Here is a 26187-nt window from a genome sequence, read left to right on the forward strand (position 1 = left end):
CGATTCGCGGGTCAATCGAAGATTCCCCGGCGAGCGTCGCCCGGCGCCACGTGCGGCTGCAAGGTCTTGCGTCGTTCCGACGAACTCAATTGCCACGGAACCGAAGTCACCATGACGCCCGGCATGAACAACAGCCGCCCCTTGAGCCGAAGGGCGCTCTGGTTGTGCAACACCTGCTCCCACCAGTGGCCCACCACGTACTCCGGAATGAACACCGTCACCACGGTGCGCGGGGACTCCTCCCTGGCCCGTTTGACGTATTCCAGGACGGGACGGGTGACTTCGCGATACGGCGAGGCGATGACCTTGAGCGGGACGCTGATATCGCTTTCTTCCCACTTGTGCACCAGGTCGCGGGTCTCGGCATCGTCGACGCTGACCGTCACCGCCTCGAGAACGTCGGGCCGGGTGGCCCTGGCGTAAGCCAGCGCACGCAGGGTCGGCAGGTGCAATTTCGAGACCAGCACCACGGCGTGATTGCGGCTGGGCAGCACCACGTCGTCCTGCGCGGCGGCCTGCTCGGCCAATTCGCGGTTCACGGTGTTGTAGTGCCGGTGAATCATTTTCATCACGCCGAACAGCAGGCTCATCGCGAACAGGGCGATCCACGCGCCGGAGACGAACTTCGTCACCAACACCACCAACAGCACCGCGCCGGTGGACAGCAACCCGACCGTGTTGACCACCCGCGAGCGCATCATCTTGCGCCGCGCCCGCGGATCGGTCTCGGTGCGCAGCAACCGGCTCCAGTGCCGGACCATGCCGATCTGACTCAGCGTGAACGAAATGAACACCCCGACGATGTACAGCTGGATCAACGCGGTGACCTCACCGCGGAACGCGATGATCGCCAGCAGCGCCGCCCCGGACAAGAACAGGATGCCGTTGGAGAACGCCAATCGGTCTCCGCGGGTGTGCAATTGGCGCGGCAGGTAGCTGTGCTGCGCGAGGATCGAGCCGAGCACCGGGAACCCGTTGAACGCGGTGTTGGCCGCCAGCACCAGAATCAGGGCGGTCACCGTGGCGATCAGCAGAAACCCGATGTGAAAGCTCCCGAACACCGTCTGGGCGAGCTGGGTGACCAAGGTCTTCTGGTAGTAGCCCTTCGGCGCGCCGCCCAGCTGCGTCGCGGGGTCCTCGACCAGCTGAACCCCGATCTTCTGGGCCAGCACGATGATGCCCATCAAGAGCGTCACCGCGATGCCACCGAGCATCAGGAGGGTGGTCGCGGCGTTGCGCGACTTGGGTTTCTGGAACGCCGGCACCCCGTTGCTGATCGCCTCGACACCCGTCAGCGCCGCACACCCCGAGGAAAACGACCGCGCCACCAAGAACGCCAGGGCGAAACCGACGACCTGGCCGTGCTCGGCGTGCATCTGGAAACCGGCCGACTCGGCCCGCAGCGGATTACCCAACACGAAGATCCGGAACAGCCCCCAGCCGATCATCACCAGGACCCCGATGATGAACGCGTACGTCGGCACCGCGAACGCGACCCCCGACTCGCGCACCCCCCGCAGGTTCAGCGCCATCACCAGCAGGATGGAGGCCACACAGAAGAACACCTTGTGCTCGGCCACGATCGGGATCGCCGAGCCGATGTTCGCCATCGCCGAGGCCGTCGAGACCGCAACGGTGAGAACGTAATCCACCATCAGCGCGCTGGCGACCACGAGGCCGGCGGTGTCGCCGAGGTTCGTGGTGACCACCTCGTAGTCGCCGCCACCGGACGGGTAGGCGTGCACGTTCTGGCGGTAGCTGGCCACCACCACCAGCATCACCGCGGCCACCGCAAGCCCGATCCAGGGTGTCAGCGCGTACGCCGTCACCCCGGCCACCGAGAGCATCAGGAAGACCTCCTCGGGCGCATACGCCACCGAGGACAGCGCGTCGGAGGCGAACACCGGCAAGGCGATCCGCTTGGGCAGCAGAGTGTGACTCAGCCGGTCGCTGCGAAACGGCCGGCCGATAAGCAACCGACGAGTGGCGGTTGAAAGTTTGGACACGAGAGCCAAGAGTAAGCCCAGACGGGTTTGGCGGTAGCGTTCGTAGGAGAATGTTCGCCGACCGAAACGGCTGGCCGACGTGGGTTGCCGGTTGACGCGGCCGAGAGGACCTCAAGTTGCGAGTAGTGGTGATGGGCTGCGGCCGGGTCGGTTCATCGGTCGCCGACGGGCTCTCCCGCATCGGTCACGACGTCGCGGTCATCGACCGGGACAGCACCGCCTTCAACCGGCTCAGCCCCGAATACGCCGGCGAGCGGGTGCTGGGGCAGGGATTCGACCGAGACGTGCTGCTGAGGGCCCGCATCGAGGAGGCCGACGCGTTCGCCGCGGTGTCGTCCGGCGACAACTCCAACATCATCTCGGCGCGACTGGCGCGCGAGACCTTCGGCGTGAAGCGGGTCGTGGCCCGCATCTACGACGCCAAGCGCGCCGAGGTCTACGAGCGGCTGGGCATTCCCACCATCGCCACTGTGCCCTGGACCACCGACCGCCTGCTCAACGCGTTGCTGCGCGAGTCGGAGACGGCCAAGTGGCGCGATCCGACCGGCACGGTCGCCGTGTCCGAGGTCGTCCTGCACGAGGACTGGATCGGGCATCGGGTCACCGACCTGGAGCAGGCCACCGGCGCCCGGGTCGCGTTTCTGATCCGGTTCGGCGCCGGCGTGCTGCCGGAGCCCAAATCGGTGATCCAGGCCGGCGACCAGGTTTATGTGGCCGCGATCTCCGGCCGCGCCGCCGAGGCGGTGGCCATCGCCGCGCTACCACCGAGCGAAGAGCTGTGATGAATTCGACCGAACACCCTGTTGAGGAGCGGCGCCGATGAAGGTAGCTGTCGCCGGCGCCGGCGCGGTCGGGCGCTCGGTCACCCGGGAACTCATCGGCAACGGCCACGACGTGACGCTGATCGAACGCAACCCCGATCACGTCGACGTCGACGCGATCCCGGCCGCGCACTGGCGGCTGGGCGACGCGTGCGAACTGAGCCTGCTGGAGTCGGTGCACCTGCAGGAGTTCGACGTGGTGGTGGCCGCGACCGGCGATGACAAGGCCAACGTCGTGCTGAGCCTGCTGGCCAAGACCGAGTTCGCGGTCCCGCGGGTGGTGGCCCGGGTCAACGACCCTCGCAACGAGTGGTTGTTCACCGACGCGTGGGGGGTCGACGTGGCGGTGTCGACGCCGCGCATGCTGGCCTCGCTCATCGAAGAGGCCGTCGCCGTCGGAGATCTGGTGCGGCTGATGGAATTCCGCAAGGGCCAGGCCAACCTCGTCGAGATCACCCTGCCCGACGACACGCCGTGGGGCGGCAAGCCGGTGCGCAAGTTGCAGCTGCCGCGCGACACCTCGCTGGTGACGATCCTGCGTGGCCCGCGCGTGATCGTGCCCGAGGAGGACGAGCCGCTGGAGGGCGGCGACGAGCTGCTGTTCGTCGCCGTCGCCGAGGCGGAAGAGGACCTGCAGAAGCTGCTGCTGGGCAGCCACAGCCCGGGCGGCTAGTGGCGATCGCCAGCGCGGCGGAGCCGGGCGTAGCGGGTCGCCACCATCAGGACTGATCAGTCGGTGACGGCGTCGGGCTCCATTTCGACCGCGGGGGCATCGGCTGCGGCGATGGCGCGCTGCGCCGACTTGATCGCCGCATAGGTGGCCAGCGCGGCCAGCGCGGTCAGCGGCCAGCCCATCCCGATCCGCGCCGCCGCCAGCCAACCGGTCCGGTCGGCGTCATACAGCAGCCCCTGCACCACGAACCGCGCGGCGAACACCAGCACCCAACCCACCGACGCCACGTCGAAGGCGTAGACCGCCCGCGGCACCTCGCGCCAGCGGTCGCCGCGCCCGGTGGCCCAGCTCCACGCGTAACCCACCAGGGGCCGGCGGATGAGCACCGACGCCGCGACGACGACCGCCCACACCAGCGACATCCAGATGCCCAGCAGGAAATAGCCCTTGGACTCGCCCAGCAGGTAGGCGATCAGCGCGCACAGCGCGACCCCGAAGAAACCCGAGAACGCCGGCTGCGGGGAGTCGCGGCGGATCAGCCGCCACACCAGGATCAGCGCGGCCACCGCCAGCGCGGCCACGATCGCGGGAACCAGCCCGGAGACGCTCGAGGCGATGACGAAGACCACCACCGGGAGCGAGGAATAGATGACACCGCTGACCCCGCCCGCCTGTGCGAGCAGGCGTTCCGGGCTGATGCGGTTGGTGCTCATGTTTTCCGACGTGCCCGACTGCGGCGGGGTTGCCCCCGGATCTTCGGGGTCAGTCACCGCTGAATTTCGTAGTGCGGGTTGTAGATCGCCTTGTTACCGTTCTCCAGCTTGCCGAGGCGTCCACGCACCCGCAGCGTGCGGCCCGAGTCGATGCCCGGGATGCGACGCTGTCCCAGCCACACCAGCGTGACGGTGTCGCTGCCGTCGAACAATTCGGCACGGACCCCGCCGGAACAGGCCCTGCCGTTGCACTCGACGCTTCGCAGCGTGCCCACCATCGTGACCTCCTGGCCCCGCTGGCAATCAATCGCGCGTTGCGCGCCGGTGCTTGCGACCTCGTCGGACAGTTCCTCCGAATCGAGTTGCTCCGGATCCTCCGTCAACCGACGGGTCAGCCGGCGCAGATACCCTTGGGCCCCCATGGCCACTCCTGACAATGCTGATAAGCCTCGACGCTTCCATTTATGCCAACGGACACCGTAGACCTCTTGGTTCCCCAGCGCCAACCGACTCAAACCTCGTGTTGGAGGGCGCATGAACGGCGGGGCACTATCTAGTGGTGGTGGTCGATCTGCGCGGTGTCACGACGGTGTTGTTGCCCGGAACCGGCTCCGACGACGACTACGTTCACCGGGCGTTTTCCCGTCCCCTATCCGAGGTTGGGGCGTTGCTGGTGACCCCGCCGCCGCGGCCCGACCGGTTGATCGAGGGCTATCTCGCGGCGTTGGACGGCGCGGCGCACGGCGGGCCGATCGCGGTGGGCGGGGTCTCGATCGGCGCGGCGGTGGCGGCCGCCTGGGCGCTGGTCCATCCCGACCGCACCATCGCGGTGCTGGCCGCGCTGCCGGCCTGGGCCGGCGCCCCCGGGGCAGCGCCCGCGGCGCTGGCGGCGCGGTATTCGGCGTCACAGTTGCGCGCCGACGGACTGGCGGCCACCACAACGCAGATGCGGGCGTCCAGCCCGCCGTGGCTGGCCGACGAGCTGACCCGGTCGTGGGGCGCCCAGTGGCCACACCTACCCGACGCCATGGAAGAAGCCGCCGCCTACGTCGCGCCGAGCTGCGACGAGCTGGCCGGGCTGGCCGCGCCGCTGGGGGTGGCGTCCGCGGTCGACGACCCGATCCACCCGTTACAGGCCGGAATCGACTGGGTCGCGGCGGCGCCGCGCGCGGCGCTGCGCACGGTGACGCTCGATCAGATCGGGGCCGATCCCGCCGCCCTGGGTGCGGCCTGCCTGAGCGCGCTGGCCGAACTCTAGCCCGCTGGTGGCGACCCGCAGCGCCCGGCTGGGATCTTGCTGCCGCATCCGCGGCAGCGCCACGAAGCCGGGTCAGCCGCCGGTGGTGGTGCGCAGCTGCTGCATGGCCGACCCGTCGGCGCTGCGACGCGCGGCCGGCTCGTTGGACGGCGCCTGCTGCCCCTCGGCCTGCTGCTGGGCGGCCTGCTGCTGCGCGGCGGCGGCTTCGCGCAGCTGCTGGGCCATGGGCTCGGGCAGCTGCACGGTCAGCGGCGTGCGCACCGGCAGCGGCGTGTCGCCACGCCGAACCACGGTGTCCGCCAAGGCCGCTCGCGCCTCCTGCTCCAGGGCTTCCATCGTCTCGTGGGGGCCGTTGATGACGCAGCGGATCATCCAGCGATAGCCGTCGACGCCGATGAAGCGCACGACGCCGGTGGCGGTGCCCACCACCTCGCGACCCCACGGGCCGTCCTTGATGCTCACCTGGGCCGAGTCGTTGCGCAGCGATTCGGCGAGCTCGCTGGCCACTTCACGCCATAGGCCGCCCGTCTTCGGCGCGGCATAGGCGGCGATGGTGAACCGGCCGTTGGGCGTGACGACCCAGACCGCGCTCGGCACACCGGTTTCGGTCAGCTCGACCTGCAGCTGCCCGGCCTCCGGCATGGGAATCAGCACCGAGCCCAGGTCTAGGCGGGCCAGCTCCGCGACCGCCGGGTCGTCGAAGTCCTCGATGTCGAACGGTCCTTCGAGCTCCTCGGGGGCCGGCTCGTCGGCGTCGCGGGCCGCCACCTCGTCGGCCGTCGAGGTGTCGGCGCTGGTGGCGTCGTCGTCTTTGGGTGTGCGCTTACCGAATGCCATCACAAACTCGCATGTCCGCCGGAGGAACCGTGACCACCATCGCCACGGGATGTTTCGGCCAGCCCGGCCTCGTCGAACGACGACACCTCGACCAACTCCACTAATTCGACTCGCTGCACCAGCAACTGGGCGATGCGATCGCCGCGGTGCACCACGATCGGATCGGTCGGATCCAGGTTGATCAGCGCAACCTTGATCTCGCCGCGATAGCCCGCGTCGATGGTACCCGGGCTGTTGACGATCGAAAGTCCCACTCGCGCAGCCAAACCCGACCGCGGATGCACCAAGCCGACCATGCCGAACGGGATGGCGACTGCGACCCCCGTTCGCACCAGGGCGCGCCGCCCCGGCTCGAGTTTGACGTCTTCGGCGCTGTACAGATCGATCCCGGCGTCGCCCTCGTGGGCGCGGCTGGGCAGCGGAAGCTCGGGGTCAAGGCGCACGATGGCCAGACTGGTCGACACGGGGGCACAGACTACCCTTGACTGCGTGTCCGATACGCGCGTCGCGCCGCACAACGTGCGGTATCGCGAACGATTGTGGGTCCCGTGGTGGTGGTGGCCACCGGCCTTTGCGCTCGCGGGCATCATCGCTTTCGAATTCAACATGGGCGTCACCCGCCAATCGACCTGGTGGCCGTACGCAGCGCTGTTCGCGGTGGCGGCCGCGGCGCTGTTGTGGCTGGGCCGCATCGAGATCCGGGTGACCGGCGACCCGACCGTGCCCGGCGAAGTGCAGCTGTGGGCCGGTCCGGCGCACCTGCCGGTCACCGCGATCGCCCGGTCCGCGCAGATAGCCCCGTCGGCCAAGTCCGCGGCGCTGGGCCGCCAGCTCGACCCGGCCGCGTACGTCCTACACAGGGCATGGGTGGGGCCGATGATCCTGGTCGTGCTCGACGACCCGGACGATCCGACGCCGTACTGGCTGGTGAGCTGCCGTCACCCCGAGCGGGTGCTGTCGGCCCTGACACGGTAGGCGCAGCTATCAGGCCGCGCAGTCGGTACAGATCATCACGCCGTTCTTCTCGCTGGCCAGCCGACTGCGGTGTTGCACCAGAAAGCAGCTCGAGCAGGTGAACTCGTCGGCCTGCTTCGGAATCACGCGCACCGACAGTTCTTCCCCGGACAGGTCGGCACCCGGCAGTTCGAAGTTCTCAGCGGATTCAGATTCGTCGACGTCGACGACGGCCGAAGCCGCCTCGTTCCGTCGCGCTTTGAGCTCCTCCAGCGAGTCCTCCGAAACGTCGTCCGTCTCGGTGCGCCGTGGAGCGTCATAGTCGGTAGGCATATCTCTTCCCCTGCCCTATTGCCTCTGCATGCCCGCGATATCCAAGCATCGCTTTGTACCAGCGTCGAACGCATCCACCAAATGATTCGTGCCCGTATCGCGGCCCATTAAGGTGTGATTTACGTCACACCTCTATTTTCACCCTTGCGCTCGTCTCTGAACAGTGGGTTTAGCGTGCGGCTAGAGTGCACCTGTGGTCACGCAAATCACCGAGGGTACAGCGTTTGACAAGCACGGTCGGCCTTTTCGGCGCCGCAACCCCCGGCCCGCCATCATCGTGGTGGTTCTTCTCGCAGTGGCCACCGGCGTCGTCTGGACGATCGCGCTGACGCGCCCCGCCAAGGTGCACGAGGCCGCGGTGTGCAATCCCCCGCCGCAGTCGGCCGGTTCGGCGCCGGCCCAGCTCGGCGAGCAGGTGTCGCGCAGCGCCATGATGGACGTCACGCCCGCCAAGCTGGCCGACACCAAGGTTCGCGTCCTCAACGCCAGCGGCCGGGGCGGCCAGGCCGGCGACGTCGCCGGCGCCATGAAGGACCTCGGCTTCGCCCAGCCGACCGCCGCCAACGACCCGCTGTATGCGGGCACCAGGCTTACCTGTCAGGGCCAAATCCGTTTCGGCACCGCCGGACAGGCCACCGCGGCCGCCGTGTGGCTGGTCGCGCCGTGCACCGAACTGTTCAACGACAACCGCGCCGACGACTCCGTCGACCTGGCGCTGGGCACCGACTTCAGCGCGCTGGCGCACAACGACGACATCGACGCCGTGCTCGCCACCCTGCGTCCCGGCGCCACCGAACCCTCAGATCCCACGCTGCTGGCCAAGATTCACGCCAGCAGCTGCTGACGCGGGCGGTCAATCCAGAATCGGATCCAGGCCGTTGAAGCGCTCCAGCACGGCCAGCAGTTCGTCGGCGATTCCGGGCGCGGCGGCCAGCGCCAGGCCCGCCCCGGCCGCTCCGGGCGCGGGCAGGACCACCCGAGCTCCCGCCTCGGAGGCGATCAGCGCCCCCGCGGCGCGATCCCACACCTGCAGACCGTGCTCGTAGAAGGCGTCGAGCCGGCCCGAGGCGACCATGCAAAGATCCAGTGCCGCCGAACCGATCCGGCGGACATCGCGGACCACCGGCAGCATGCGCGCCAACAACGCCGCCTGTGCCGCGCGGCGCTGGCGCGAATAGCCGAAACCGGTGCCCAGCAACGCCATCGACAGATCGTCGACGGCGGCGCTCTGCAGCGGCTGCGTCCCCTCGTCGTCGGCGACATGCGCGCCCAGGCCCAGCGCCGCCGAGTACACCCGGTTCCCGACGACGTCGGCGACCGCCCCCGCCATCGATTCGCCGTCGACCTGGGCGCCGATCGACACGGCGTAGGCGGGGATGCCGTAGACGAAATTCACTGTGCCGTCGATGGGATCGAGCACCCAGGTGACCGTCCCGGCCGGCGTGCCCGCCGGATCGTCGGGACCGCCGCCTTCCTCGCCGAGAATCGGGTCCCCAGGCCGTAATTCGGCCAGCCGGTCGCGCAGCAGCCGTTCCGTTTCGGTGTCGACCACGGTCACGGGGTCGGTCGGGGTGCTCTTCGATCGCACCGCGCCACTGTCGGAGGTCTGCAAGCCCGCGTCGGCGCCGAAAACCTCTGCCCGCCGACGCGTCACGAACGCGGCGGCCTCCGCGGCCAAGGTTTCGGCGACCGATCGCAGCCCCACAAGCTCGTCATCGGAAGGGGTCACCGGTCTATCCGATCACAGTCGCCGGGGGTCGCGCAGACGCCGCGGGCCGCACCGCCGCGGCGCTAAGGTGAGCGGACAGCCCAGTCACGCCGAGGAGATTCGATGACCAGCACCGACTCGACCACGGAGACGCCCGGCATCGCCGCCGGCGACGGCAGGCCGCAGCGCCGCGGATTCGGCATCGACGTCGGCGGCAGTGGCATCAAGGGCGGCATCGTCGACATGGACACCGGGCAGCTGATCGGCGAGCGGGTGAAGCTGCTGACCCCGCAGCCCGCGACGCCCGCGGCGGTCGCCAAGACCATCGCCGAGGTGGTCGACGCCTTCGGCTGGACCGGCCCGCTGGGAGTGACCTATCCCGGGGTCGTCACGCACGGCGTCGTGCAGACGGCGGCCAACGTGGACAAGGCGTGGATCGGCACCAACGCGCGCGACATCATCAGGGCCGAACTGGACGGTCAGGACGTCGTCGTCCTCAACGACGCCGACGCGGCCGGGCTGGCAGAGGAGCACTACGGGGCGGGCAAAGGCCAGTCGGGACTGGTGGTGTTGCTGACCTTCGGCACCGGGATCGGTTCGGCGGTGATTCACAACGGGACGCTGATTCCCAACACCGAGTTCGGCCATCTCGAGGTCGGCGGCAAGGAGGCCGAGCAGCGGGCCGCGTCCTCGGTGAAGGAGCGCAACGGCTGGTCCTACGAAAAGTGGGCCAAGCAGGTGACCAAGGTGCTGGTGAGCATCGAGAACGCGGTATGGCCTGACCTGTTCATCGCGGGCGGCGGCATCAGCCGCAAGGCCGACAAATGGGTACCGCTGCTGACCAACCGCACCCCGGTGGTGGCCGCGGCCCTGCTCAACACGGCCGGGATCGTCGGCGCGGCGATGGCCGCCACCTCGGACGTGACGCACTGATTTCGCCCGGCAGAGCCGTAGGACCCCGCACTGTCGTTACAATGGTGCTCGGCGAATGCCCAACCGACAGCGTGCGACTACTCACGCTGATACCAACGCCGACATCGACATAGCAGACACTTTCGGTTAACCATGCCCACTACCCACCGAGAGTGAGCCCAAACGAAGGGGTGTAAGTGGCAGCGACGAAAGCAAGCCCGGCAACGGATGGGCCGGTGAAACGCACCGCCACGAAGTCTCCGTCGTCCCCCGCCAAGCGACCGGCGGCCAAGTCTGCCAACGGCTCGGCGCCCGCGAAGCGGGCCGCCAAGGCGGCATCGCCGTCCACCGAGGCCGACGATCCCAAGAAGACGCGCGCTGCGGCCAAGGGCGCCGGCGCCAAGGCGCCGACCGCGCGCGGAACCAAGGCGGCCAAGGGCGGCCCGGCGGATCCCGACGCCCTCGATTCCGACGGTGCCGTCGAGGATCTGGACAACGAGCCCGACCTCGAGGGTGAGCCCGGCGAGGACCTCGACATCGACACCGACCTCTCCCTCGACGACCTCGAGGAGGACGTAGCGTCCGACGGCGAGGACGCCGAGGAGGTCGAGGCCGACGAGGCCGAAGGCGAGGACGAGCCCGAGGAAGAGGCCGCAGCCAAGCCCGCCAAGGCCGCCGACGCCGCGGCCGAGGAGGACGAGGAGATCGCCGAGCCGTCCGAAAAGGACAAGGCCTCCGGCGATTTCGTGTGGGACGAAGACGAGTCCGAGGCGCTGCGGCAGGCCCGCAAGGACGCCGAGCTGACGGCCTCGGCCGACTCGGTTCGCGCCTACCTCAAGCAGATCGGCAAGGTCGCGCTGCTCAACGCCGAGGAAGAGGTTGAGCTGGCCAAGCGGATCGAGGCCGGGCTGTACGCCACCCAGCTGATGACCGAACTTGCCGAGCGCGGCGACAAACTGCCCGCCGCCCAGCGTCGCGACATGATGTGGATCTGCCGCGACGGTGATCGCGCGAAGAACCATCTGCTGGAAGCCAACCTGCGACTGGTCGTCTCGCTGGCCAAGCGCTACACGGGTCGCGGCATGGCGTTCCTGGATCTGATCCAGGAGGGCAACCTGGGTCTGATCCGCGCGGTCGAGAAGTTCGACTACACCAAGGGTTACAAGTTCTCCACGTACGCGACGTGGTGGATCCGGCAGGCCATCACCCGCGCCATGGCCGACCAGGCCCGCACCATCCGTATCCCGGTGCACATGGTCGAGGTCATCAACAAGCTGGGCCGTATCCAGCGCGAGCTGCTGCAGGACCTGGGCCGCGAGCCCACGCCCGAGGAGCTGGCCAAGGAAATGGACATCACGCCCGAAAAGGTGCTGGAGATCCAGCAATACGCCCGCGAGCCGATCTCGCTGGACCAGACCATCGGCGACGAGGGCGACAGCCAGCTGGGTGATTTCATCGAGGACAGCGAGGCCGTGGTGGCCGTGGACGCGGTGTCGTTCACGCTGCTGCAGGACCAGCTGCAGTCGGTGCTGGAGACGCTCTCGGAGCGCGAAGCGGGCGTAGTACGCCTGCGGTTCGGCCTCACCGACGGCCAGCCGCGCACGCTGGACGAGATCGGGCAGGTTTACGGCGTGACCCGTGAGCGCATCCGCCAGATCGAGTCCAAGACGATGTCGAAGCTGCGCCACCCCAGCCGCTCCCAGGTGCTGCGCGACTACCTCGACTAGCCGTTCGCACCGAAACGATTGGCGCGCAAGCCATCTCGACGTCGGTGTGATCCGGTAAGTCAAACGCGCGCCGCCGCCGAGAAATTCGGCTGCGGTGGCGGCTCTGCCGTCGTACCGTGAGGCGCATGCCTACCAACCGCACAATGGTCTCGTCCGGCTCCGACTTCGAGTCGGCGGTCGGCTACTCGCGCGCGGTGCGCGTCGGGCCGCACGTGGCGGTGGCCGGAACGACCGGCGCCGGGCCCGCCGGCGACATCGCCGCCCAGACTCGAGATGCGTTGCGCCGCATCGAGATTGCGCTGGGTCAAGCGGGGGCGGCGCTCACCGACGTGGTGCGTACCCGCATCTACGTCACCGACATCTCGCGCTGGCGCGAGGTGGCAGCGGTGCACGAGCAGGTCTTCGGCGCGATCCGGCCCGCGGCCACCATGGTCGAGGTCGCGGCGCTCATCGCCCCCGAGTTACTGGTGGAGATCGAAGCCGACGCCTACGTCGACACCGGCGCGAAGGTGCCGTCGTCGGCCGGCGGGTAGGCGGTGACGCGGACCACGGCGGCCACCGGCAGCGGGCCGTACAGATGCGGGAACAACATCGACTCGGGATCGGTTGGTACACCCGGCTCCCACCGCACCGGCGCGGCGAGCAGCGCCGGGTCGATGTGCAACAGGACGAGATCCTCGCGGCCGCGGTAGAGCCGGTTGGCCGGCAGGTGCACCTGCTCGGGCGTCGACAGATGGATGAACGCACCACCGCCGGCGTCCTCCGGCAGGATGCCGCCCAGCCGGCGCGCCCGCGCCCACTGCTCGGTTCCGCACAGATGCACCAGGACGTCCGAGGCGAAGGTCACACTTCGAACCCTAGAGATCGCCCAAACCAAACCTGACCAGGCCGTGAGAAACGACACACCCGATAACGATCGGGGAACAAGGCGAAAACGCCATACGTCTGAGAAAGTGAATGTACGAGAACGGAGAAGCCATGAATGCAACTCTGACGAGTCCAGAACTGACCCGGGCCGACCGCTGCGACCGCTGCGGTGCTGCGGCCCGAGTGCGCGCCAAGCTGCCTTCCGGACTGGAGCTTCTCTTCTGCCAGCACCACGCCAACGAGCACGAGGCGAAGCTGACCGAGCTGGACGCCGTGCTGGAGTTCAGCGAAAGCTAAGCCGCGGCGAACTCGCCCATCGCCAATGTGGGCGGTGCGAGCGATCTTCGGTAATGCTGGACGGGTATGAGCGAGCAGGTCGCAAAACCGTCGCGCCACCACATTTGGCGAATCACCCTGAGGACTCTTTCCAAGAGTTGGGACGACTCGATTTTCTCGGAGTCGGCTCAGGCTGGTTTCTGGTCGGCGTTGTCACTTCCGCCGCTGCTGCTCGGGCTGCTGGGCACGCTGGCGTATGTGGCTCCGCTGTTCGGCCCCGACATGCTGCCCAGCATCCTGCGTCAGCTGATCTCGACGGCGCACAGCGTGTTCTCCCGCAGCGTGGTCAACGAGATCATCGAGCCGACCGTGCGCGACATCGCCAACAACGCCCGCGGCGAGGTGGTGTCGCTGGGTTTCATCATCTCGCTGTGGGCGGGGTCGTCGGCGATCTCGTCGTTCGTTGACTCCGTGGTCGAGGCGCACGACCAGACGCCATTGCGCCATCCGGTGCGCCAACGCCTGTTCGCGTTGTTCCTCTACGTGGTGGGGTTGGTGTTCGTGGTGGCGACGGCGCCGTTGGTGGTCCAAGGGCCACGCAAGGTGGGTGAGCACATTCCAGTCAGCCTGGCCAACGCGCTGCGCTACGGCTACTACCCGGCCTTGATCCTCGTCTTGATGATCGGGGTCGTGATCTTGTACCGCGTGTCGTTGCCGGAGCCGCTGCCGACGCATCGGCTGATCTTCGGCGCGGCGCTGGCCACCGCGGTGTTTGTGATCGCCACTCTGGGCCTGCGGATCTACCTGCAGTGGATCACCAGTACGGGCTACACCTACGGCGCGCTCTCGACGCCGATCGCATTCCTGCTGTTCTCGTTCTTCGGGGGCTTCGCGATCATGATCGGCGCCGAACTCAATGCCGCCATCCAGGAGGAATTCCCCGCGCCCAGGACGCATGCGCACCGGCTGCGCAGATGGCTGCTGTCGCGCTCGCCCGCGCTGGCGAAGGCGGCGGACACGCTGTCCAATCCGGTGACCAAGAATCCCATCACCGCGCAACGCGAGGTCGCGCCGGCGGAGCCGCCCGGCTAGATCAGTCCTTCTTCATCCGGTCGTAGATCTGCTTGCAGTCCGGGCAGACCGGTGAGCCCGGCTTGGCCGCCTTGGTGACGGGAAATACCTCGCCGCACAACGCCACGACGTGATTGCCCATGACCGCGCTCTCCGCGATCTTGTCCTTCTTGACGTAATGGAAGTACTTCGGGGTGTCGCTGCCGGTCCCGTCGTCGACGCGTTCGTCGGTCTCGGTGCGTTCGATCGTTTGGGTCTGCATATCTGACATTGTGCACTGCTCGCCGGGCGCTGCGCGCGGCCCAGAAACCGTCCGAGCCGGAATCGGCGAGTTGTGGGACAGTGGAGAAATGAAGCACGGCTCCGATCCGGGGTTCGACGACCGGTTCGATGACTTCGACGGCAACAAGAGCCGCCCGGTGCTCATCACCGCCGCCGCGACCTCGTACGAGGAGCAGCATCGCGCGCGGGTCCGTAAGTACTTGACCTTGATGGCATTCCGCATCCCGGCGCTCATCCTGGCTGCGGTCGCCTACGGCGCGTGGCACAACGGGCTGATCTCCCTGGCGATCGTGGCGGCCTCCATCCCGTTGCCCTGGATGGCCGTGTTGATCGCGAACGATCGGCCGCCGCGCAGCGCCGAGGAGCCGCGCCGGTTCGACGACGCCCGCCAGCACATTCCCCTGTTCCCGCGGGCCGAACGTCGCGCGCTCGAGGCGCCGCGACCGCCGCAACCGGACTGGCCTCCCGGCGCCCGCGGCGGAATTGATCCCGACTAGCCGTCGTTTCGCCGAAGGTGCCGCCGTCGCGGACTTCTCAGGACTTTCTCAGGTCGACGGCACATTTCTGCACGTCAAGACGTGTGAGATAGGGAATCGCTGGGAACTCTCAGAGCTGATCTGTCGTTGAACTCGATGACAGAACAAAGCCGAACGGGAGGTCGCTATGGCGAACGCCAGCACGAGCAGATTTGACGGCGATCTGGATGCTCAAAGCCCCGCAGCGGATCTAGTGCGCGTATATCTGAACGGAATCGGTAAGACGGCACTGCTCAATGCGGCGGGTGAGGTCGAACTCGCGAAGCGCATCGAGGCCGGGCTCTACGCCGAACACCTGCTCGCAACGCGTAAGCGCCTCGGGGAGAACCGTAAACGCGATCTAGAGGCCGTGGTGCGGGATGGTCAGGCGGCGCGTCGTCACCTGCTGGAAGCCAACCTGCGTCTGGTGGTGTCGCTGGCCAAGCGGTACACCGGTCGCGGCATGCCGTTGCTGGACCTGATTCAAGAGGGCAACCTCGGGCTGATCCGCGCGATGGAAAAGTTCGATTACACAAAGGGATTCAAGTTCTCGACCTACGCGACGTGGTGGATCCGTCAGGCGATCACCCGCGGCATGGCCGACCAGAGCCGCACCATCCGGCTGCCGGTCCATCTGGTGGAGCAGGTCAACAAGCTGGCGCGGATCAAGCGCGAGATGCACCAGAACCTGGGACGCGAGGCCACCGACGAGGAACTGGCCGCCGAGTCCGGCATCCCGGTGGAAAAGATCAACGACCTGCTCGAGCACAGTCGCGACCCGGTGAGCCTCGACATGCCGGTCGGTTCCGAGGAGGAAGCACCGCTGGGCGACTTCATCGAGGACGCCGAGGCGATGTCGGCCGAGAACGCGGTGATCGCCGAGCTGCTGCACACCGACATCCGCAGCGTGCTGGCCACCCTGGACGAGCGTGAGCACCAGGTCATCCGGCTGCGCTTCGGCCTGGACGACGGTCAGCCGCGCACCCTGGACCAGATCGGCAAGCTGTTCGGCCTGTCCCGCGAGCGGGTCCGCCAGATCGAGCGGGACGTAATGTCCAAACTCCGCAACGGGGAGCGCGCCGACAGGCTACGGTCGTACGCGAGCTAACACCTCACTCGAGCTAGGTAGCAGACGGTATGCCCGCCGCGTCCGCGGCGGGCATACTGCTTGCCTGGGAGGCGTTACAACCATTCGCGCAGCTGGCCAAGTAGACTCAGCGTCGACGGAGGGTGCTGAATGAACGACCTGGTTGACACCACCGAGATGTACCTGCGGACCATCTACGACCTCGAAGAAGAGGGCGTGACGCCGCTGCGTGCCCGAATCGCCGAACGCCTGGATCAAAGCGGGCCGACTGTCAGCCAAACCGTGTCGCGCATGGAGCGGGACGGTTTACTTCACGTGGCCGGCGACCGCCACCTCGAGCTCACCGACAAGGGCCGGGCGCTGGCCATTGCCGTGATGCGCAAGCACCGCCTCGCCGAGCGATTGCTGGTCGACGTCATCGGGCTGCCCTGGGAAGAGGTGCACGCCGAGGCGTGCCGCTGGGAGCACGTGATGAGCGAGGACGTCGAGCGGCGGCTGGTGAAGGTGCTCAACAACCCGACCACCTCGCCCTTCGGCAACCCGATCCCCGGGCTCCTGGACCTGGGCGTGGGCCCGGAGTCCTGGTCCGAGGACGGCCCCCTGGTCCGGCTGACCGAGCTGCCCGCCGGCGCGCCGGTAGCGGTCGTGGTGCGGCAGTTGACCGAGCACGTCCAGGGCGACATCGACCTGATCTCCCGCCTGAAGGACGCCGGTGTGGTCCCGAACGCGCGCGTCACCGTCGAGACCAGTGCCGCCGGGGTCACCATCGTCATCCCGGGCCACGAGAACGTCACCCTGCCGCACGAGATGGCGCACGCGGTCAAGGTCGAGAAGGTCTGACCCGGGCGCTTGGCGCCCGTCGCCGCGCTTGCCACTACCCCACCCTGCGGCCGAACGGCCGGCGCGGTGGCAGCCGCACGCCGAACTGCTTGGCCAGCCGGTAACCGGTCAGCGCCAGTTCCCTGATGTCGTCGGGCCGCAGACCGGATTGCAACGCGGTGTCCAGCATGCCCGCCATCCGATGGTCGGGGTCACAGCGCAACGCCTCCGCCAGCGACACTCCGGCGAGCGGGCCGTCGCCGCGGGCATAGGCGCTGAACGCGATCAGGACCAGCGCCTCGACCCGCCAGGGCGAGGGCAACGTGCGCGCCAGCAGTGCCCACAGCGACTCGGCCTCGCCGGCGCTCTCCCCCACCGCCAGGGCATACAAGATGTCGCGCACCTGTGCGTCGCACAGGGCACAGCCCAGCGTCGCCACCTCCGCGTCCGACAGCGATTCCCCGCCCGCGACCCGGGAGGCGGCGGCCATCGCCGCCTCCACGTCGCGGCGGGTGCAGCGCACCGGATGCGCACGATGCGCCGCCCGGCGCCGGGCGGCCTGTTTGCCGACCACGGCGGCCAGCGCCGCGCTGCGCGCCGGGTCGTCGGGCGCGATGACCGCCTGCAGGTCGGCACGACGCGCATAGAGCCGCCTGCCCTCCAGCACCGCCGCGGCCGCCAGCGGCGAGGCCGCGGGATCTTCGACCACGCCGCTCGACCCGCAGCCCTCGGCGCAATGCCACCGCCCGCCGAGCGCCACCTGGTCCACCACGTGGGTGGCGTAGAGCTCAATGTCGTGCTCCGACAAGGCTTCTGCGAGCGCCACCGAGAGCTGACGGTATTCCTCGTTGCAGCTTGGGCAGTAGGCACCGTCCGCGTCGACGATCACCGCGATCACGGCCTCGGGGGCCGCCGCCGCGGCGACCTCCGCCAGGTGTCCCACCCGGTCGATGACCTCCTCGGAGAGGTCGACGCGCATCACCGACCCGAGTTCACCGTCGCCCAAAGACACTAATATCAATGAATTTTCGGGAACGAAGCCGAGAACGGCCGGCAGCGCCGCGATGAGTGCGCCGGGGCGGGACAGTTCGAAGTCTGCTGGATGCGTCGTCATGGGCACCACGCTGACGGCGGCCACCGTCAGGCGGTGCTCAGGTGCGCGGGTGCGGCGGCGGACCTGTGGATGAACCCAGCACTGTGCGTTGTGCTGCCTTACTGTTTAAGCCATGAGTTCGGCGCAAGAGTACGACATGGTGGTCATCGGGTCCGGGCCCGGCGGCCAGAAGGCCGCCATCGCCTCGGCCAAACTCGGAAAGTCGGTCGCCGTCGTCGAACGCGGCCAGATGCTCGGCGGCGTGTGTGTGCAGACCGGCACCATCCCGTCAAAGACGTTGCGCGAGGCGGTCCTCTACCTCACCGGGATGAGCCAGCGCGAACTCTACGGCGCCAGCTACCGCGTGAAGGAGAAGATCACCCCGGCCGATCTGCTGGCCCGCACCCAGCACGTGATCGGCAAGGAAGTCGACGTGGTGCGCAACCAGCTGATGCGCAACCGGATCGACCTGCTGATCGGTCACGGGCGTTTCATCGACCCGCACACCATCGAGGTCGAGGACCCGTCGCGGCGCGAAAAGATAACCATCACTGGTAAATACGTCGTCATCGCCACCGGCACCCGGCCGGCGCGGCCCTCCGGCGTCGAGTTCGACGAACACCGGGTGCTCGACTCCGACGGGATCCTCGATCTCAAGTCGCTGCCCACCTCGATGGTGGTGGTCGGCGCCGGCGTCATCGGCATCGAGTACGCCTCGATGTTCGCCGCGCTGGGCACCAAGGTCACCGTCGTGGAGAAGCGCGAGGACATGCTCGACTTCTGCGACCCCGAAGTCGTCGAGGCGCTGAAGTTCCACCTGCGCGACCTGGCGGTGACGTTCCGGTTCGGCGAGGAGGTGACCGCGGTCGACGTCGGGTCGGCGGGCACCGTCACCACCCTGGCCAGCGGCAAGCAGATTCCCGCCGAGACGGTGATGTATTCGGCCGGGCGGCAGGGCCAGACGGATCATCTCGATCTGCACAACGCCGAACTGGAAGCCGACAACCGCGGACGGATTTTCGTCGACGACAACTTCCAGACCAAGGTGCCCCACATCTATGCCGTCGGCGACGTGATCGGCTTCCCCGCCCTGGCCGCCACGTCGATGGAGCAGGGCCGCCTGGCCGCCTACCACGCGTTCGGGGAGGCGAGTGACGGCATCACAGAGCTGCAACCGATCGGCATCTACTCCATCCCCGAGGTCTCTTACGTCGGCGCCACCGAGGTGGAGCTGACGAAGAACGCAGTCCCCTACGAGGTCGGCGTGGCCAGGTACCGCGAGCTGGCCCGCGGCCAGATCGCCGGCGACTCCTACGGGATGCTCAAGCTGCTGGTGTCCACCCAGGACCTCAAGGTGCTCGGGGTGCACATCTTCGGCACCAGCGCCACCGAGATGGTGCACATCGGGCAGGCGGTGATGGGCTGCGGCGGCACGGTGGAGTACCTGGTGGACGCGGTGTTCAACTACCCCACGTTCTCCGAGGCGTACAAGGTAGCGGCGCTCGACGTGATGAACAAGGTCCGGGCGCTCAACCAGTTCCGCCACTAGCCGTGGCGACCCGCCACTAGCCCGGCTGCGAACTGGAGTGGCGACCCGCTGCGCCCGGCTGCGCCGCGCTGGCGATCGCCACGGCCGCGCTGGCGATCGCCGCTAACAGGCGTCTTGCAGGTCGCCCGCGACCGGATCGCCGGGGCCGCCGGCCTCGGCGCGGGCCAGCAGCTCCGCGGTGTGCGCATCGAACGGCGCCGAATACGACATGTTCGCCGCGCAGCCACCCCGCTCCAGACCGCCGATCACCCCGATCAGCGTCGTCCCGCTGACCCAGGGCGCGCCGCTGGTGCCGTCCACCAGCCCCTCGCACGCCAGCGCGGGAAACCCGGTGTCGGTGACCGACGTGCTGGCCTGACACCCGATGGGCGAGCCCCCCACGCCGGCCGGATACCCCAGCACGGTGACGCGGCTGCCCGGCGGAGGCGTCACGCCCAGCGTCAGCGCCAGGCCGACCCGCGACTCGACCGGGGCACCTGCGTCGTTGCTGACCCGCGCGATCGCATAATCGGCGTGCGGGTCTTTGCTGGCCGTCCAGCGCGGGTCCAGGTAGACCGCGTCGGCCTTCCACACATCGGCGGGACCGGGCGGGGCATCGCCGGCGAAACCGGGAACGAACGTGATCAGCGACGCTCCGGCCAGGCAGTGCGCGGCGGTCATGATCAGGTTGCCACCCGTCGAATGCACCACGGAACCGGTGCACACGTGCAGCGGGCCGCCATCGATGAAGATCGCCCCGATGCGCCGATCCGGCTCGACCGGACCGGCGACGGCCTTCTGTTCGGGCTGGCTGAGCCGCTGCACAGGACCGCCGACGCGCGGGGCGGATACCGGCGCACCCGAAACATGCTCGACGGGCCGGTGACACGACGTCAGCGACGTCGCCACCCCCAGCACCGAGCAGAGCATCAGGATCCGAATGCGCATCGCCTTCATCATGCCTGACCGGGGGGCGGCAAGCCGACTCACACATGTCGCGGTGCGCCGCGCGGTTTGCTGGCGCGCCCCTGGGTGAGCCTTCGCGCGTTGCTTTCGGATTACGCCTGAGACTTATCACGTTTCAGCTATAAGCGTGACGCAAAGTTCGCTGAGCGATGTGGGTGCCGCCTGATTCGGGGGACACTTGGTAGGGCACCCTGGAAGGACCCCGAGAGGAGGCGATCGCAGATGGCTCACCACCAAGACCCAGCTGACCGGTACCAGCCGGGGCAGGCCGGGATGTACGAGCTCGAGCTGCCGGCGCCGCAGCTGTCGACGTCCGACGGCCGCGGTCCGGTGCTGGTGCACGCCCTGGAGGGCTTTTCCGACGCCGGTCATGCCATCAAGCTGGCGTCCGCGCATCTGAAGGCGGTGCTGGACACCGAGCTGGTCGCGTCCTTCGCGATCGACGAATTGCTGGACTACCGGTCCCGGCGGCCGCTGATGACGTTCAAGACCGATCACTTCACCCACTACGAAGAGCCCGAGCTGAACCTCTACGCGCTGCGCGACACGGTCGGCACCCCGTTCCTGTTGCTGGCCGGCATGGAGCCCGATCTGAAGTGGGAGCGCTTCATCACCGCGGTGCGCCTGCTGGCCGAGCGCCTCGGCGTGCGCCAGACCATCGGCCTGGGCACCGTCCCGATGGCGGTTCCGCACACCCGGCCGACCACCATGACGGCCCACTCGAACAATCCGGAACTGATCGCCAACTTCCAGCCGTGGATCTCGGAGATCCAGGTTCCCGGCAGCGCATCCAACCTGCTCGAATACCGGATGGGCCAGCACGGTCACGAAGTGGTCGGCTATACCGTGCACGTCCCGCACTACCTCACCCAGACCGACTACCCGGCCGCCGCGCAGGCGCTGCTCGAGCAGGTCGCCAAGACCGCGTCGCTGGAGCTGCCGCTGACCGCGTTGACCGAGGCAGCCGAGGTGATCCGGGCCAAGATCGACGAGCAGGTCGAGGCGAGCGCGGAGGTCGCTCAAGTGGTGACCGCGCTGGAGCGCCAGTACGATGCCTTCATCGACGCTCAGGAGAACAGATCGTTACTGGCTCGCGACGAGGATCTGCCTAGCGGCGATGAGCTAGGCGCAGAATTCGAGCGATTTCTGGCCCAGCAAGCGGAGAAGAAGTTCGACGACGACGACCATGCCTGACCCCCGCAGCACCAGCCCCTAGCCAGACCGCCTTAGCCCGGCCCGACACCAAGGTTGGCGATATGACCGAGCGGAAGCGCAATCCCACGCTCCGCCCGGTGCGTGAAGTGACCGCACCCAAACTCGAGTTCCGCACCATCCACGGTTACAAGCGGGCCTACCGCATCGCCGGTTCCGGGCCGGCGATCCTGCTGATCCACGGCATCGGCGACAACTCGACCACGTGGAATACCGTGCAGGCCAAGCTCGCCCAGCGATTCACGGTGATCGCCCCGGACCTGCTGGGGCACGGGCGATCGGACAAGCCGCGCGCCGACTACTCGATCGCGGCCTACGCGAACGGGATGCGTGACCTGCTCAGCGTGCTCGACATCGAGCGGGTGACGATCATCGGTCACTCGCTGGGCGGCGGCGTGGCCATGCAATTCGCCTATCAATTCCCGCATTTGGTGGAGCGGCTGATCCTGGTGGGTGCCGGTGGCGTGACCAAGGACGTCAACTTCGTCTTGCGGTGGGCGTCGCTGCCGATGGGCAGCGAGGCGATCGCCCTGTTGCGGCTACCGCTGGTGCTGCCGGCGGTTCAGCTGATGGGACGCGTTTTGGGCATGGCGCTGGGCAGCAGCGGCCTGGCCCGCGATCTGCCCAACGTGCTGCGCATCCTCGACGACCTGCCCGAACCGACGGCGTCCGCGGCGTTCAGCCGGACGCTGCGGGCGGTCGTGGACTGGCGCGGGCAGATCGTCACCATGCTCGACCGATGTTATTTGACCGAGGCCATCCCGGTGCAAATCGTTTGGGGCACAAAGGATGTGGTGGTCCCGGTCCGGCACGCGTGGATGGCGCACGCCGCGATGCCCGGCTCGCGGCTGGAGATCTTCGAAGGCTCCGGCCACTTCCCCTTCCACGATGACCCGGCCCGTTTCATCGACGTCGTCGAGCGCTTCATCGATTCCACCGACCCCGCCGAATACGATCAGGCCAATCTGCGCAGCTTGCTGCGCACCGGCGGCGGCGAGCGGGCCGTCTCGGGCCCCGCGCCCACTCGCGTCGCCGTACTGAACGCCATGGGGTCCGACGAACGCAGCGCCACCTGATCCCATGATCGATGCGGACGCCTTCGGCGCCGTACAGTCGGGCCATGGGGATCGACGTGACGGTGTTGCGGGTGTTCACCGATTCGGACGGCAACTTCGGTAATCCGCTCGGCGTGGTGGACGCGCGCCGGGTCGACCCCGCCCACCGGCAGCGGCTGGCAACCCAATTGGGCTACAGCGAGACGGTTTTCGTGGACCTCCCGCCCACCGGTTCCTCAACCGCACACGCCGCCATCTACACGCCGCGCACCGAACTGCCGTTCGCCGGCCACCCGACCGTCGGCGCGACGTGGTGGCTGCGCGAGAACGGTTCACCGATCAACACCCTGCGGGTACCCGCGGGCCTCGTGCAGGTGGGCTACGACGAAGACCGCGCCCGCATCAACGCCCGCGCGGATTGGGCGCCCGACTTCGCCCTGCACGAGTTCGCTCGCCCGACGAGGTTCTCGCCGCCGACCCGGCGGACTTCCCCGACGACACCGCGCACTACCTGTGGGCCTGGACCGACCGGGCGACCGGATCGCTGCGGGTGCGGATGTTCGCCGCCAACCTCGGTGTGGTCGAGGACGAGGCCACCGGTTCGGCGGCGATGCGCATCACCGACTACTTGAGCCAGAGCCTGCGGATCACCCAGGGCAGGGGCTCCGCCATCGAAACGACGTGGAGCGCCGAAGGCTGGGTCGGGGTGGCCGGGCGGGTCGTCAACGACGGTGTGCGACACCTGGATTGACGGCTCGGGCCACGCGGGCGGTCTAGCCTTGCCGGTGCAGCACCGCGGCGAGGTGGTCCTGCAATGGTTGCCCGACCGCGCCCATCTGCACGGTGTAGGACAGTTCGTCGCCGTCGATGCGGAACGAACGGCCAAGCGCCGTCACCTCTTTGGCGCTGGGGGTCAGTCCGACGGCCGTGGTGGCCATCTGCATTTCGATGACGTCACCGCTGACCGAGTAGGTGCCCACCTCGATTTCGGTGATGCCGCTGGGATGCGCCAGGACCAGCTCGACGTGGCCCGGTTGGGGCACCCGGAGATATCCCGTTTCGGCGTGCAGCGGCTTGCCGTCGGCCACCGCCTTGGTTTTCTGCCCGTAGGCCAGAAACGGTTTACCGACGTGGGCGAACACAACTTCCTCGAGGTAGTCGAACGACGGGATCGTCGGGTACTTTCCCGCGCCCTGGCCGGACCAGGTCCCAAGGAGCGGGGCCAACGCCGCAAGGTCGGGATGCAAGTCAGGGGGCATGAATTTGAGCCTAGCCGGGGGACGATGCGGGCCGGGACGGCCCGGGGAGGAGCCGGGCGATTCAGACCCAGCCGGACGACGATGCGGGCCGGGACGGCCCAGGGAGGAGCCGGGCGATTCAGACCCGGGCGACGATGCGGGCCGGGACGGCCCGGGGAGCGCTGTCAGCCCGGGGTGGCCACTCCGCGGTGATCCCGGAGCGCCTGGATCTCGCGTTCGAAATCGGCTGCGGACTCGAATGAGCGATACACCGAGGCGAACCGCAGGTAGGCCACCTCGTCGAGGTCGCGCAGCGGCCCGAGGATGGCCAAACCCACTTCGTGACTGGGGATCTCCGGGGAACCCGCGGCGCGCACGGTGTCTTCCACCTGCTGGGCCAGCAGGTTCAGCGCGTCGTCGTCGACCTGGCGGCCCTGGCAGGCGCGGCGGACGCCGCTGATCACCTTTTCCCTGCTGAACGGCTCGGTGACGCCACTGCGCTTGACCACCGCCAGGACCGCGGTCTCCACCGTGGTGAAACGTCGTCCGCACTCGGGACAGGAGCGGCGCCGGCGGATGGCCTGGCCTTCGTCGGTTTCGCGCGAGTCGATCACCCGGGAGTCGGGATGACGGCAGAACGGACAGTGCATGACCGCTCCTTCACCGTGCCGACAAACAACCGCAGGACTTTGAGCGTACCCGCGCGCCGATCTGCACGGCTAACGAAGCCGTTTTCGCACAACGGTTGTCAGCCGACCGGAGCGATCAGGGTCTGGCCGGCCATCAGGTTGGGCGAGTGCAGGTCGTTGAGCTCGCGGATGCGGTCGGCGACCTGGGTGGTCGGCGCGTCGGGCGCGACCCGGTGCGCGAAGTCCTGTAGCGACTCCCCCGCGTCGACGCGGACGACCGCGAGCCGGTCGGGAACGTGGGCCGCGGAGTTGGCGGAGTCGCCATTGAGCACCTGGCCGACGTTCGCGACGAGACCCAGCCACAGCGTGATCGCTCCGGCGGCCACTGCCAGCCCGATCGTCGACGCCCAGGTGGTGGCCCGCCTGCGGTGCGGAGCGACCGACATCGCCACCCCGGTGCCGTAGTAGCGCGTCGCCGCACCCGCCGGGCGGGCCGGCGCGGGCCTGCGAGACCGGGCCAGTCCGTCGCGTCCGTACCGAACGCCTTGGACGGGTCCGTTGATCGGGCGCCGAAGACTGCTGATACGCGGCGCAGGCGTGTGGATGACTGTCATCTTCGTTCCTCCGGTCAACTAGCTCTCGCTCGTGTGTTCGACACTAATCGCTTGTGTGTTCGAAACCCGAACATTTGAGCGAAGCGTGTCGCACGAGCAAACGCTAGATCACACCACCGACAAGTTCGTCGGCCTCTACCACTGTCACGAGGCCCAAATACCCGATATCCCGAAGAGTTACACATTTGTGATTCACCCGACTTTGGGCCTTCTCCGCCGGCGTTCCATCCAGGGCGACACGCCACTCGAACACATGTTTGATTCTTGTTCGTCGGGCGGCTACATTCAGTGCCATGGGCGACAGCAACGACATTTCTCCGCCCGGCCCCGAAGGCCGGTTGCACTCCGTGGATCCTTCGCTGACCGAGCGGCAGCGCACCATTCTGAATGTCATCCGCGCGTCGGTCACCAGCCGCGGCTACCCGCCGAGCATCCGCGAGATCGGCGACGCCGTCGGCCTGACGTCGACCTCATCAGTGGCACACCAGCTGCGCACCCTGGAGCGCAAGGGATACTTGCGGCGCGATCCCAATCGTCCGCGAGCGGTCGATGTCCGCGGGGCCGACGACGAGGTGGCGGCGCCCGCCACCGAGGTGGCCGGCTCGGATGCCCTGCCCGAACCCACGTTCGTCCCGGTGCTCGGGCGTATCGCGGCGGGCGGACCGATCCTGGCCGAGGAGGCCGTCGAGGACGTCTTTCCCCTGCCGCGCGAATTGGTCGGCGAGGGAACGCTTTTCCTGCTCAAGGTGGTCGGCGATTCGATGGTCGACGCCGCGATCTGTGACGGCGACTGGGTGGTGGTGCGTCAGCAGAACGTCGCCGACAACGGCGACATCGTCGCGGCGATGCTCGATGGCGAAGCCACCGTCAAGACGTTCAAACGCGCCGGCGGTCAGGTCTGGCTGATGCCGCACAACCCGGCGTTCGACCCCATCCCCGGCAACGACGCGAGCGTGCTCGGCAAGGTCGTCACGGTCATCCGCAAGGTCTGAC

31 protein-coding genes and 1 pseudogene are annotated in these 26187 nt (G+C 68.2%); 18 read left to right on the forward strand and 14 right to left on the reverse strand.

Translation table 11 applies throughout. The features are described from left to right. Window positions 1-11 precede the first annotated feature (11 nt). Window positions 12-2006: an APC family permease gene (locus A5624_RS01955; protein ID WP_066860676.1), complete on the reverse strand. Its 1995-nt coding sequence runs from the start codon at window positions 2004-2006 to the stop codon at window positions 12-14. A 116-nt stretch (window positions 2007-2122) separates the two neighbouring features. Here A5624_RS01955 and A5624_RS01960 point away from each other — a divergent pair, with 116 nt between their 5' ends. Together A5624_RS01960 and A5624_RS01965 are read left to right on the forward strand one after the other, a co-directional pair. Further along, a complete protein-coding gene (locus A5624_RS01960) occupies window positions 2123-2788 on the forward strand; it encodes a TrkA family potassium uptake protein (protein WP_156748749.1) in 666 nt (221 codons plus the stop codon). Between the two features lie 37 nt (window positions 2789-2825). Further along, a complete protein-coding gene (locus tag A5624_RS01965; RefSeq protein ID WP_066860680.1) occupies window positions 2826-3500 on the forward strand; it encodes a TrkA family potassium uptake protein in 675 nt (224 codons plus the stop codon). A gap of 56 nt (window positions 3501-3556) precedes the next feature. Here the strand turns inward: A5624_RS01965 and A5624_RS01970 are convergent, their stop codons facing one another. Next, window positions 3557-4213, reverse strand: a complete 657-nt coding sequence (locus A5624_RS01970; RefSeq protein ID WP_066860682.1) for a DUF3159 domain-containing protein — start codon at window positions 4211-4213, stop codon at window positions 3557-3559. A gap of 53 nt (window positions 4214-4266) precedes the next feature. Then, a complete protein-coding gene (locus A5624_RS01975; RefSeq protein WP_066860686.1) occupies window positions 4267-4635 on the reverse strand; it encodes an OB-fold nucleic acid binding domain-containing protein in 369 nt (122 codons plus the stop codon). 137 nt (window positions 4636-4772) lie between these two features. Between A5624_RS01975 and A5624_RS01980 the strand changes: the two genes are divergently transcribed. After that, window positions 4773-5471: a hypothetical protein gene (locus A5624_RS01980; protein WP_066860926.1), complete on the forward strand. Its 699-nt coding sequence runs from the start codon at window positions 4773-4775 to the stop codon at window positions 5469-5471. Between the two features lie 72 nt (window positions 5472-5543). Here A5624_RS01980 and A5624_RS01985 read toward each other — a convergent pair whose 3' ends face one another. Both A5624_RS01985 and dut read right to left on the reverse strand, forming a co-directional pair. Then, on the reverse strand, window positions 5544-6311 hold the full coding sequence (locus tag A5624_RS01985; RefSeq protein ID WP_066860689.1) for a DUF3710 domain-containing protein: 768 nt from the start codon (window positions 6309-6311) through the stop codon (window positions 5544-5546). After that, window positions 6308-6772 (reverse strand): dUTP diphosphatase, encoded by a 465-nt coding sequence (gene dut / locus A5624_RS01990; RefSeq protein ID WP_066860692.1) that lies wholly within the window; start codon window positions 6770-6772, stop codon window positions 6308-6310. Before dut ends, A5624_RS01985 begins: the two co-directional genes overlap by 4 nt. Before the next feature lie 25 nt (window positions 6773-6797). Between dut and A5624_RS01995 the strand changes: the two genes are divergently transcribed. Further along, complete coding sequence (locus tag A5624_RS01995) at window positions 6798-7283, forward strand: DUF3093 domain-containing protein (protein ID WP_066860695.1); 486 nt, start codon at window positions 6798-6800, stop codon at window positions 7281-7283. Between the two features lie 9 nt (window positions 7284-7292). On the opposite strand, the gene A5624_RS02000 is transcribed toward A5624_RS01995, so the two are convergent. Continuing rightward, window positions 7293-7595: a DUF4193 domain-containing protein gene (locus A5624_RS02000; protein WP_036468275.1), complete on the reverse strand. Its 303-nt coding sequence runs from the start codon at window positions 7593-7595 to the stop codon at window positions 7293-7295. A gap of 193 nt (window positions 7596-7788) precedes the next feature. On the opposite strand from A5624_RS02000, the gene cei reads away from it, so the two are divergent. Beyond that, on the forward strand, window positions 7789-8439 hold the full coding sequence (cei, locus tag A5624_RS02005; protein ID WP_066860698.1) for an envelope integrity protein Cei: 651 nt from the start codon (window positions 7789-7791) through the stop codon (window positions 8437-8439). A gap of 9 nt (window positions 8440-8448) precedes the next feature. Here the strand turns inward: cei and A5624_RS02010 are convergent, their stop codons facing one another. After that, window positions 8449-9324 (reverse strand): inositol monophosphatase family protein, encoded by an 876-nt coding sequence (locus tag A5624_RS02010; protein ID WP_066860700.1) that lies wholly within the window; start codon window positions 9322-9324, stop codon window positions 8449-8451. Window positions 9325-9426: 102 nt separating this feature from the next. Between A5624_RS02010 and ppgK the strand changes: the two genes are divergently transcribed. The 3 genes from ppgK (at window position 9427) to A5624_RS02025 (ending at window position 12475) form a co-directional block, all read left to right on the forward strand. After that, the gene (gene ppgK / locus A5624_RS02015; RefSeq protein ID WP_066860703.1) at window positions 9427-10236 is read left to right on the forward strand and encodes a polyphosphate--glucose phosphotransferase; all 810 of its coding nucleotides are present in this window, start codon (window positions 9427-9429) and stop codon (window positions 10234-10236) included. A gap of 176 nt (window positions 10237-10412) precedes the next feature. After that, window positions 10413-11942 (forward strand): RNA polymerase sigma factor, encoded by a 1530-nt coding sequence (locus tag A5624_RS02020; RefSeq protein ID WP_156748751.1) that lies wholly within the window; start codon window positions 10413-10415, stop codon window positions 11940-11942. Window positions 11943-12067: 125 nt separating this feature from the next. After that, the gene (locus A5624_RS02025) at window positions 12068-12475 is read left to right on the forward strand and encodes a RidA family protein (RefSeq protein WP_066860710.1); all 408 of its coding nucleotides are present in this window, start codon (window positions 12068-12070) and stop codon (window positions 12473-12475) included. On the opposite strand, the gene A5624_RS02030 is transcribed toward A5624_RS02025, so the two are convergent. Next, window positions 12430-12789, reverse strand: coding sequence for a DUF952 domain-containing protein (locus tag A5624_RS02030; protein ID WP_066860714.1), 360 nt, complete (start codon window positions 12787-12789; stop codon window positions 12430-12432). The genes A5624_RS02025 and A5624_RS02030 overlap by 46 nt on opposite strands. Window positions 12790-12920: 131 nt before the next feature. On the opposite strand from A5624_RS02030, the gene A5624_RS02035 reads away from it, so the two are divergent. Together A5624_RS02035 and A5624_RS02040 are read left to right on the forward strand one after the other, a co-directional pair. Continuing rightward, the gene (locus A5624_RS02035) at window positions 12921-13106 is read left to right on the forward strand and encodes a hypothetical protein (protein WP_007774888.1); all 186 of its coding nucleotides are present in this window, start codon (window positions 12921-12923) and stop codon (window positions 13104-13106) included. Between the two features lie 66 nt (window positions 13107-13172). Further along, entirely contained in the window at window positions 13173-14177 is a 1005-nt protein-coding gene (locus A5624_RS02040; protein ID WP_066860718.1) for a YihY/virulence factor BrkB family protein, read from the forward strand. Window position 14178: 1 nt separating this feature from the next. Here the strand turns inward: A5624_RS02040 and A5624_RS02045 are convergent, their stop codons facing one another. After that, window positions 14179-14418 carry a DUF3039 domain-containing protein gene (locus tag A5624_RS02045; RefSeq protein ID WP_044485021.1) on the reverse strand — a complete coding sequence of 80 codons (240 nt, stop codon included), beginning with the start codon at window positions 14416-14418 and terminating at the stop codon, window positions 14179-14181. Between the two features lie 70 nt (window positions 14419-14488). On the opposite strand from A5624_RS02045, the gene A5624_RS02050 reads away from it, so the two are divergent. The 3 genes from A5624_RS02050 to A5624_RS02060 all read left to right on the forward strand — a co-directional run bounded on the left by A5624_RS02050 (window position 14489) and on the right by A5624_RS02060 (window position 16880). After that, window positions 14489-14935 (forward strand): DUF3099 domain-containing protein, encoded by a 447-nt coding sequence (locus A5624_RS02050; protein ID WP_112710554.1) that lies wholly within the window; start codon window positions 14489-14491, stop codon window positions 14933-14935. A gap of 166 nt (window positions 14936-15101) precedes the next feature. Continuing rightward, the gene (sigB, locus tag A5624_RS02055; protein WP_007774892.1) at window positions 15102-16061 is read left to right on the forward strand and encodes a sigma-70 family RNA polymerase sigma factor SigB; all 960 of its coding nucleotides are present in this window, start codon (window positions 15102-15104) and stop codon (window positions 16059-16061) included. A 129-nt stretch (window positions 16062-16190) separates the two neighbouring features. Beyond that, window positions 16191-16880, forward strand: a complete 690-nt coding sequence (locus A5624_RS02060) for a metal-dependent transcriptional regulator (protein ID WP_066860726.1) — start codon at window positions 16191-16193, stop codon at window positions 16878-16880. Between the two features lie 34 nt (window positions 16881-16914). On the opposite strand, the gene A5624_RS02065 is transcribed toward A5624_RS02060, so the two are convergent. Beyond that, window positions 16915-17973 carry a DUF4192 domain-containing protein gene (locus A5624_RS02065; RefSeq protein WP_066860929.1) on the reverse strand — a complete coding sequence of 353 codons (1059 nt, stop codon included), beginning with the start codon at window positions 17971-17973 and terminating at the stop codon, window positions 16915-16917. A gap of 112 nt (window positions 17974-18085) precedes the next feature. On the opposite strand from A5624_RS02065, the gene sthA reads away from it, so the two are divergent. Next, on the forward strand, window positions 18086-19501 hold the full coding sequence (sthA, locus tag A5624_RS02070; protein ID WP_066860729.1) for a Si-specific NAD(P)(+) transhydrogenase: 1416 nt from the start codon (window positions 18086-18088) through the stop codon (window positions 19499-19501). Between the two features lie 102 nt (window positions 19502-19603). Here sthA and A5624_RS02075 read toward each other — a convergent pair whose 3' ends face one another. Beyond that, complete coding sequence (locus tag A5624_RS02075; protein WP_066860732.1) at window positions 19604-20440, reverse strand: serine protease; 837 nt, start codon at window positions 20438-20440, stop codon at window positions 19604-19606. A gap of 228 nt (window positions 20441-20668) precedes the next feature. On the opposite strand from A5624_RS02075, the gene A5624_RS02080 reads away from it, so the two are divergent. The 3 genes and pseudogenes from A5624_RS02080 to A5624_RS02090 all read left to right on the forward strand — a co-directional run bounded on the left by A5624_RS02080 (window position 20669) and on the right by A5624_RS02090 (window position 23464). Next, a complete protein-coding gene (locus tag A5624_RS02080) occupies window positions 20669-21640 on the forward strand; it encodes a proteasome assembly chaperone family protein (protein ID WP_066860735.1) in 972 nt (323 codons plus the stop codon). A gap of 62 nt (window positions 21641-21702) precedes the next feature. Continuing rightward, window positions 21703-22734, forward strand: a complete 1032-nt coding sequence (locus A5624_RS02085; RefSeq protein WP_066860738.1) for an alpha/beta fold hydrolase — start codon at window positions 21703-21705, stop codon at window positions 22732-22734. A gap of 44 nt (window positions 22735-22778) precedes the next feature. Beyond that, window positions 22779-23464, forward strand: a pseudogene (locus A5624_RS02090) (PhzF family phenazine biosynthesis protein). A gap of 22 nt (window positions 23465-23486) precedes the next feature. On the opposite strand, the gene A5624_RS02095 reads toward A5624_RS02090, so the two are convergent. From A5624_RS02095 to A5624_RS02105, 3 genes are all read right to left on the reverse strand, one after another. After that, window positions 23487-23972 (reverse strand): peroxynitrite isomerase, encoded by a 486-nt coding sequence (locus tag A5624_RS02095; RefSeq protein ID WP_066860741.1) that lies wholly within the window; start codon window positions 23970-23972, stop codon window positions 23487-23489. 164 nt (window positions 23973-24136) lie between these two features. Continuing rightward, window positions 24137-24601, reverse strand: a complete 465-nt coding sequence (gene nrdR, locus A5624_RS02100; protein ID WP_066860744.1) for a transcriptional regulator NrdR — start codon at window positions 24599-24601, stop codon at window positions 24137-24139. A gap of 98 nt (window positions 24602-24699) precedes the next feature. Beyond that, window positions 24700-25194, reverse strand: coding sequence for a LysM peptidoglycan-binding domain-containing protein (locus tag A5624_RS02105; protein WP_066860747.1), 495 nt, complete (start codon window positions 25192-25194; stop codon window positions 24700-24702). A gap of 293 nt (window positions 25195-25487) precedes the next feature. Between A5624_RS02105 and lexA the strand changes: the two genes are divergently transcribed. Further along, window positions 25488-26186: a transcriptional repressor LexA gene (gene lexA, locus A5624_RS02110; RefSeq protein ID WP_066860750.1), complete on the forward strand. Its 699-nt coding sequence runs from the start codon at window positions 25488-25490 to the stop codon at window positions 26184-26186. Window position 26187 lies beyond the last annotated feature (1 nt).

This window comes from Mycobacterium sp. 1482292.6 (assembly GCF_001672995.1).
GTDB classification, from domain to species: domain Bacteria; phylum Actinomycetota; class Actinomycetes; order Mycobacteriales; family Mycobacteriaceae; genus Mycobacterium; species Mycobacterium europaeum_A.

Bases quoted from the DNA above. Each gene is read 5' to 3' on its own strand.
- A5624_RS02025 (WP_066860710.1), top strand. From the start codon at position 12,068: ATGCCTACCAACCGCACAATGGTCTCGTCCGGCTCCGACTTCGAGTCG.
- ppgK (WP_066860703.1), top strand. From the start codon at position 9,427: ATGACCAGCACCGACTCGACCACGGAGACGCCCGGCATCGCCGCCGGC.
- A5624_RS02075 (WP_066860732.1), bottom strand. From the start codon at position 20,440: ATGATGAAGGCGATGCGCATTCGGATCCTGATGCTCTGCTCGGTGCTG.
- sigB (WP_007774892.1), top strand. From the start codon at position 15,102: ATGGCGAACGCCAGCACGAGCAGATTTGACGGCGATCTGGATGCTCAA.
- A5624_RS02105 (WP_066860747.1), bottom strand. From the start codon at position 25,194: ATGACAGTCATCCACACGCCTGCGCCGCGTATCAGCAGTCTTCGGCGC.
- A5624_RS01965 (WP_066860680.1), top strand. From the start codon at position 2,826: ATGAAGGTAGCTGTCGCCGGCGCCGGCGCGGTCGGGCGCTCGGTCACC.
- A5624_RS02000 (WP_036468275.1), bottom strand. From the start codon at position 7,595: ATGCCTACCGACTATGACGCTCCACGGCGCACCGAGACGGACGACGTT.
- nrdR (WP_066860744.1), bottom strand. From the start codon at position 24,601: ATGCACTGTCCGTTCTGCCGTCATCCCGACTCCCGGGTGATCGACTCG.
- lexA (WP_066860750.1), top strand. From the start codon at position 25,488: ATGGGCGACAGCAACGACATTTCTCCGCCCGGCCCCGAAGGCCGGTTG.
- sthA (WP_066860729.1), top strand. From the start codon at position 18,086: ATGAGTTCGGCGCAAGAGTACGACATGGTGGTCATCGGGTCCGGGCCC.
- A5624_RS02060 (WP_066860726.1), top strand. From the start codon at position 16,191: ATGAACGACCTGGTTGACACCACCGAGATGTACCTGCGGACCATCTAC.
- A5624_RS01975 (WP_066860686.1), bottom strand. From the start codon at position 4,635: ATGGGGGCCCAAGGGTATCTGCGCCGGCTGACCCGTCGGTTGACGGAG.
- A5624_RS02035 (WP_007774888.1), top strand. From the start codon at position 12,921: ATGAATGCAACTCTGACGAGTCCAGAACTGACCCGGGCCGACCGCTGC.
- A5624_RS02080 (WP_066860735.1), top strand. From the start codon at position 20,669: ATGGCTCACCACCAAGACCCAGCTGACCGGTACCAGCCGGGGCAGGCC.
- A5624_RS02040 (WP_066860718.1), top strand. From the start codon at position 13,173: ATGAGCGAGCAGGTCGCAAAACCGTCGCGCCACCACATTTGGCGAATC.
- A5624_RS01970 (WP_066860682.1), bottom strand. From the start codon at position 4,213: ATGAGCACCAACCGCATCAGCCCGGAACGCCTGCTCGCACAGGCGGGC.
- A5624_RS02085 (WP_066860738.1), top strand. From the start codon at position 21,703: ATGACCGAGCGGAAGCGCAATCCCACGCTCCGCCCGGTGCGTGAAGTG.
- A5624_RS02045 (WP_044485021.1), bottom strand. From the start codon at position 14,418: ATGCAGACCCAAACGATCGAACGCACCGAGACCGACGAACGCGTCGAC.
- A5624_RS02095 (WP_066860741.1), bottom strand. From the start codon at position 23,972: ATGCCCCCTGACTTGCATCCCGACCTTGCGGCGTTGGCCCCGCTCCTT.
- A5624_RS02065 (WP_066860929.1), bottom strand. From the start codon at position 17,973: ATGACGACGCATCCAGCAGACTTCGAACTGTCCCGCCCCGGCGCACTC.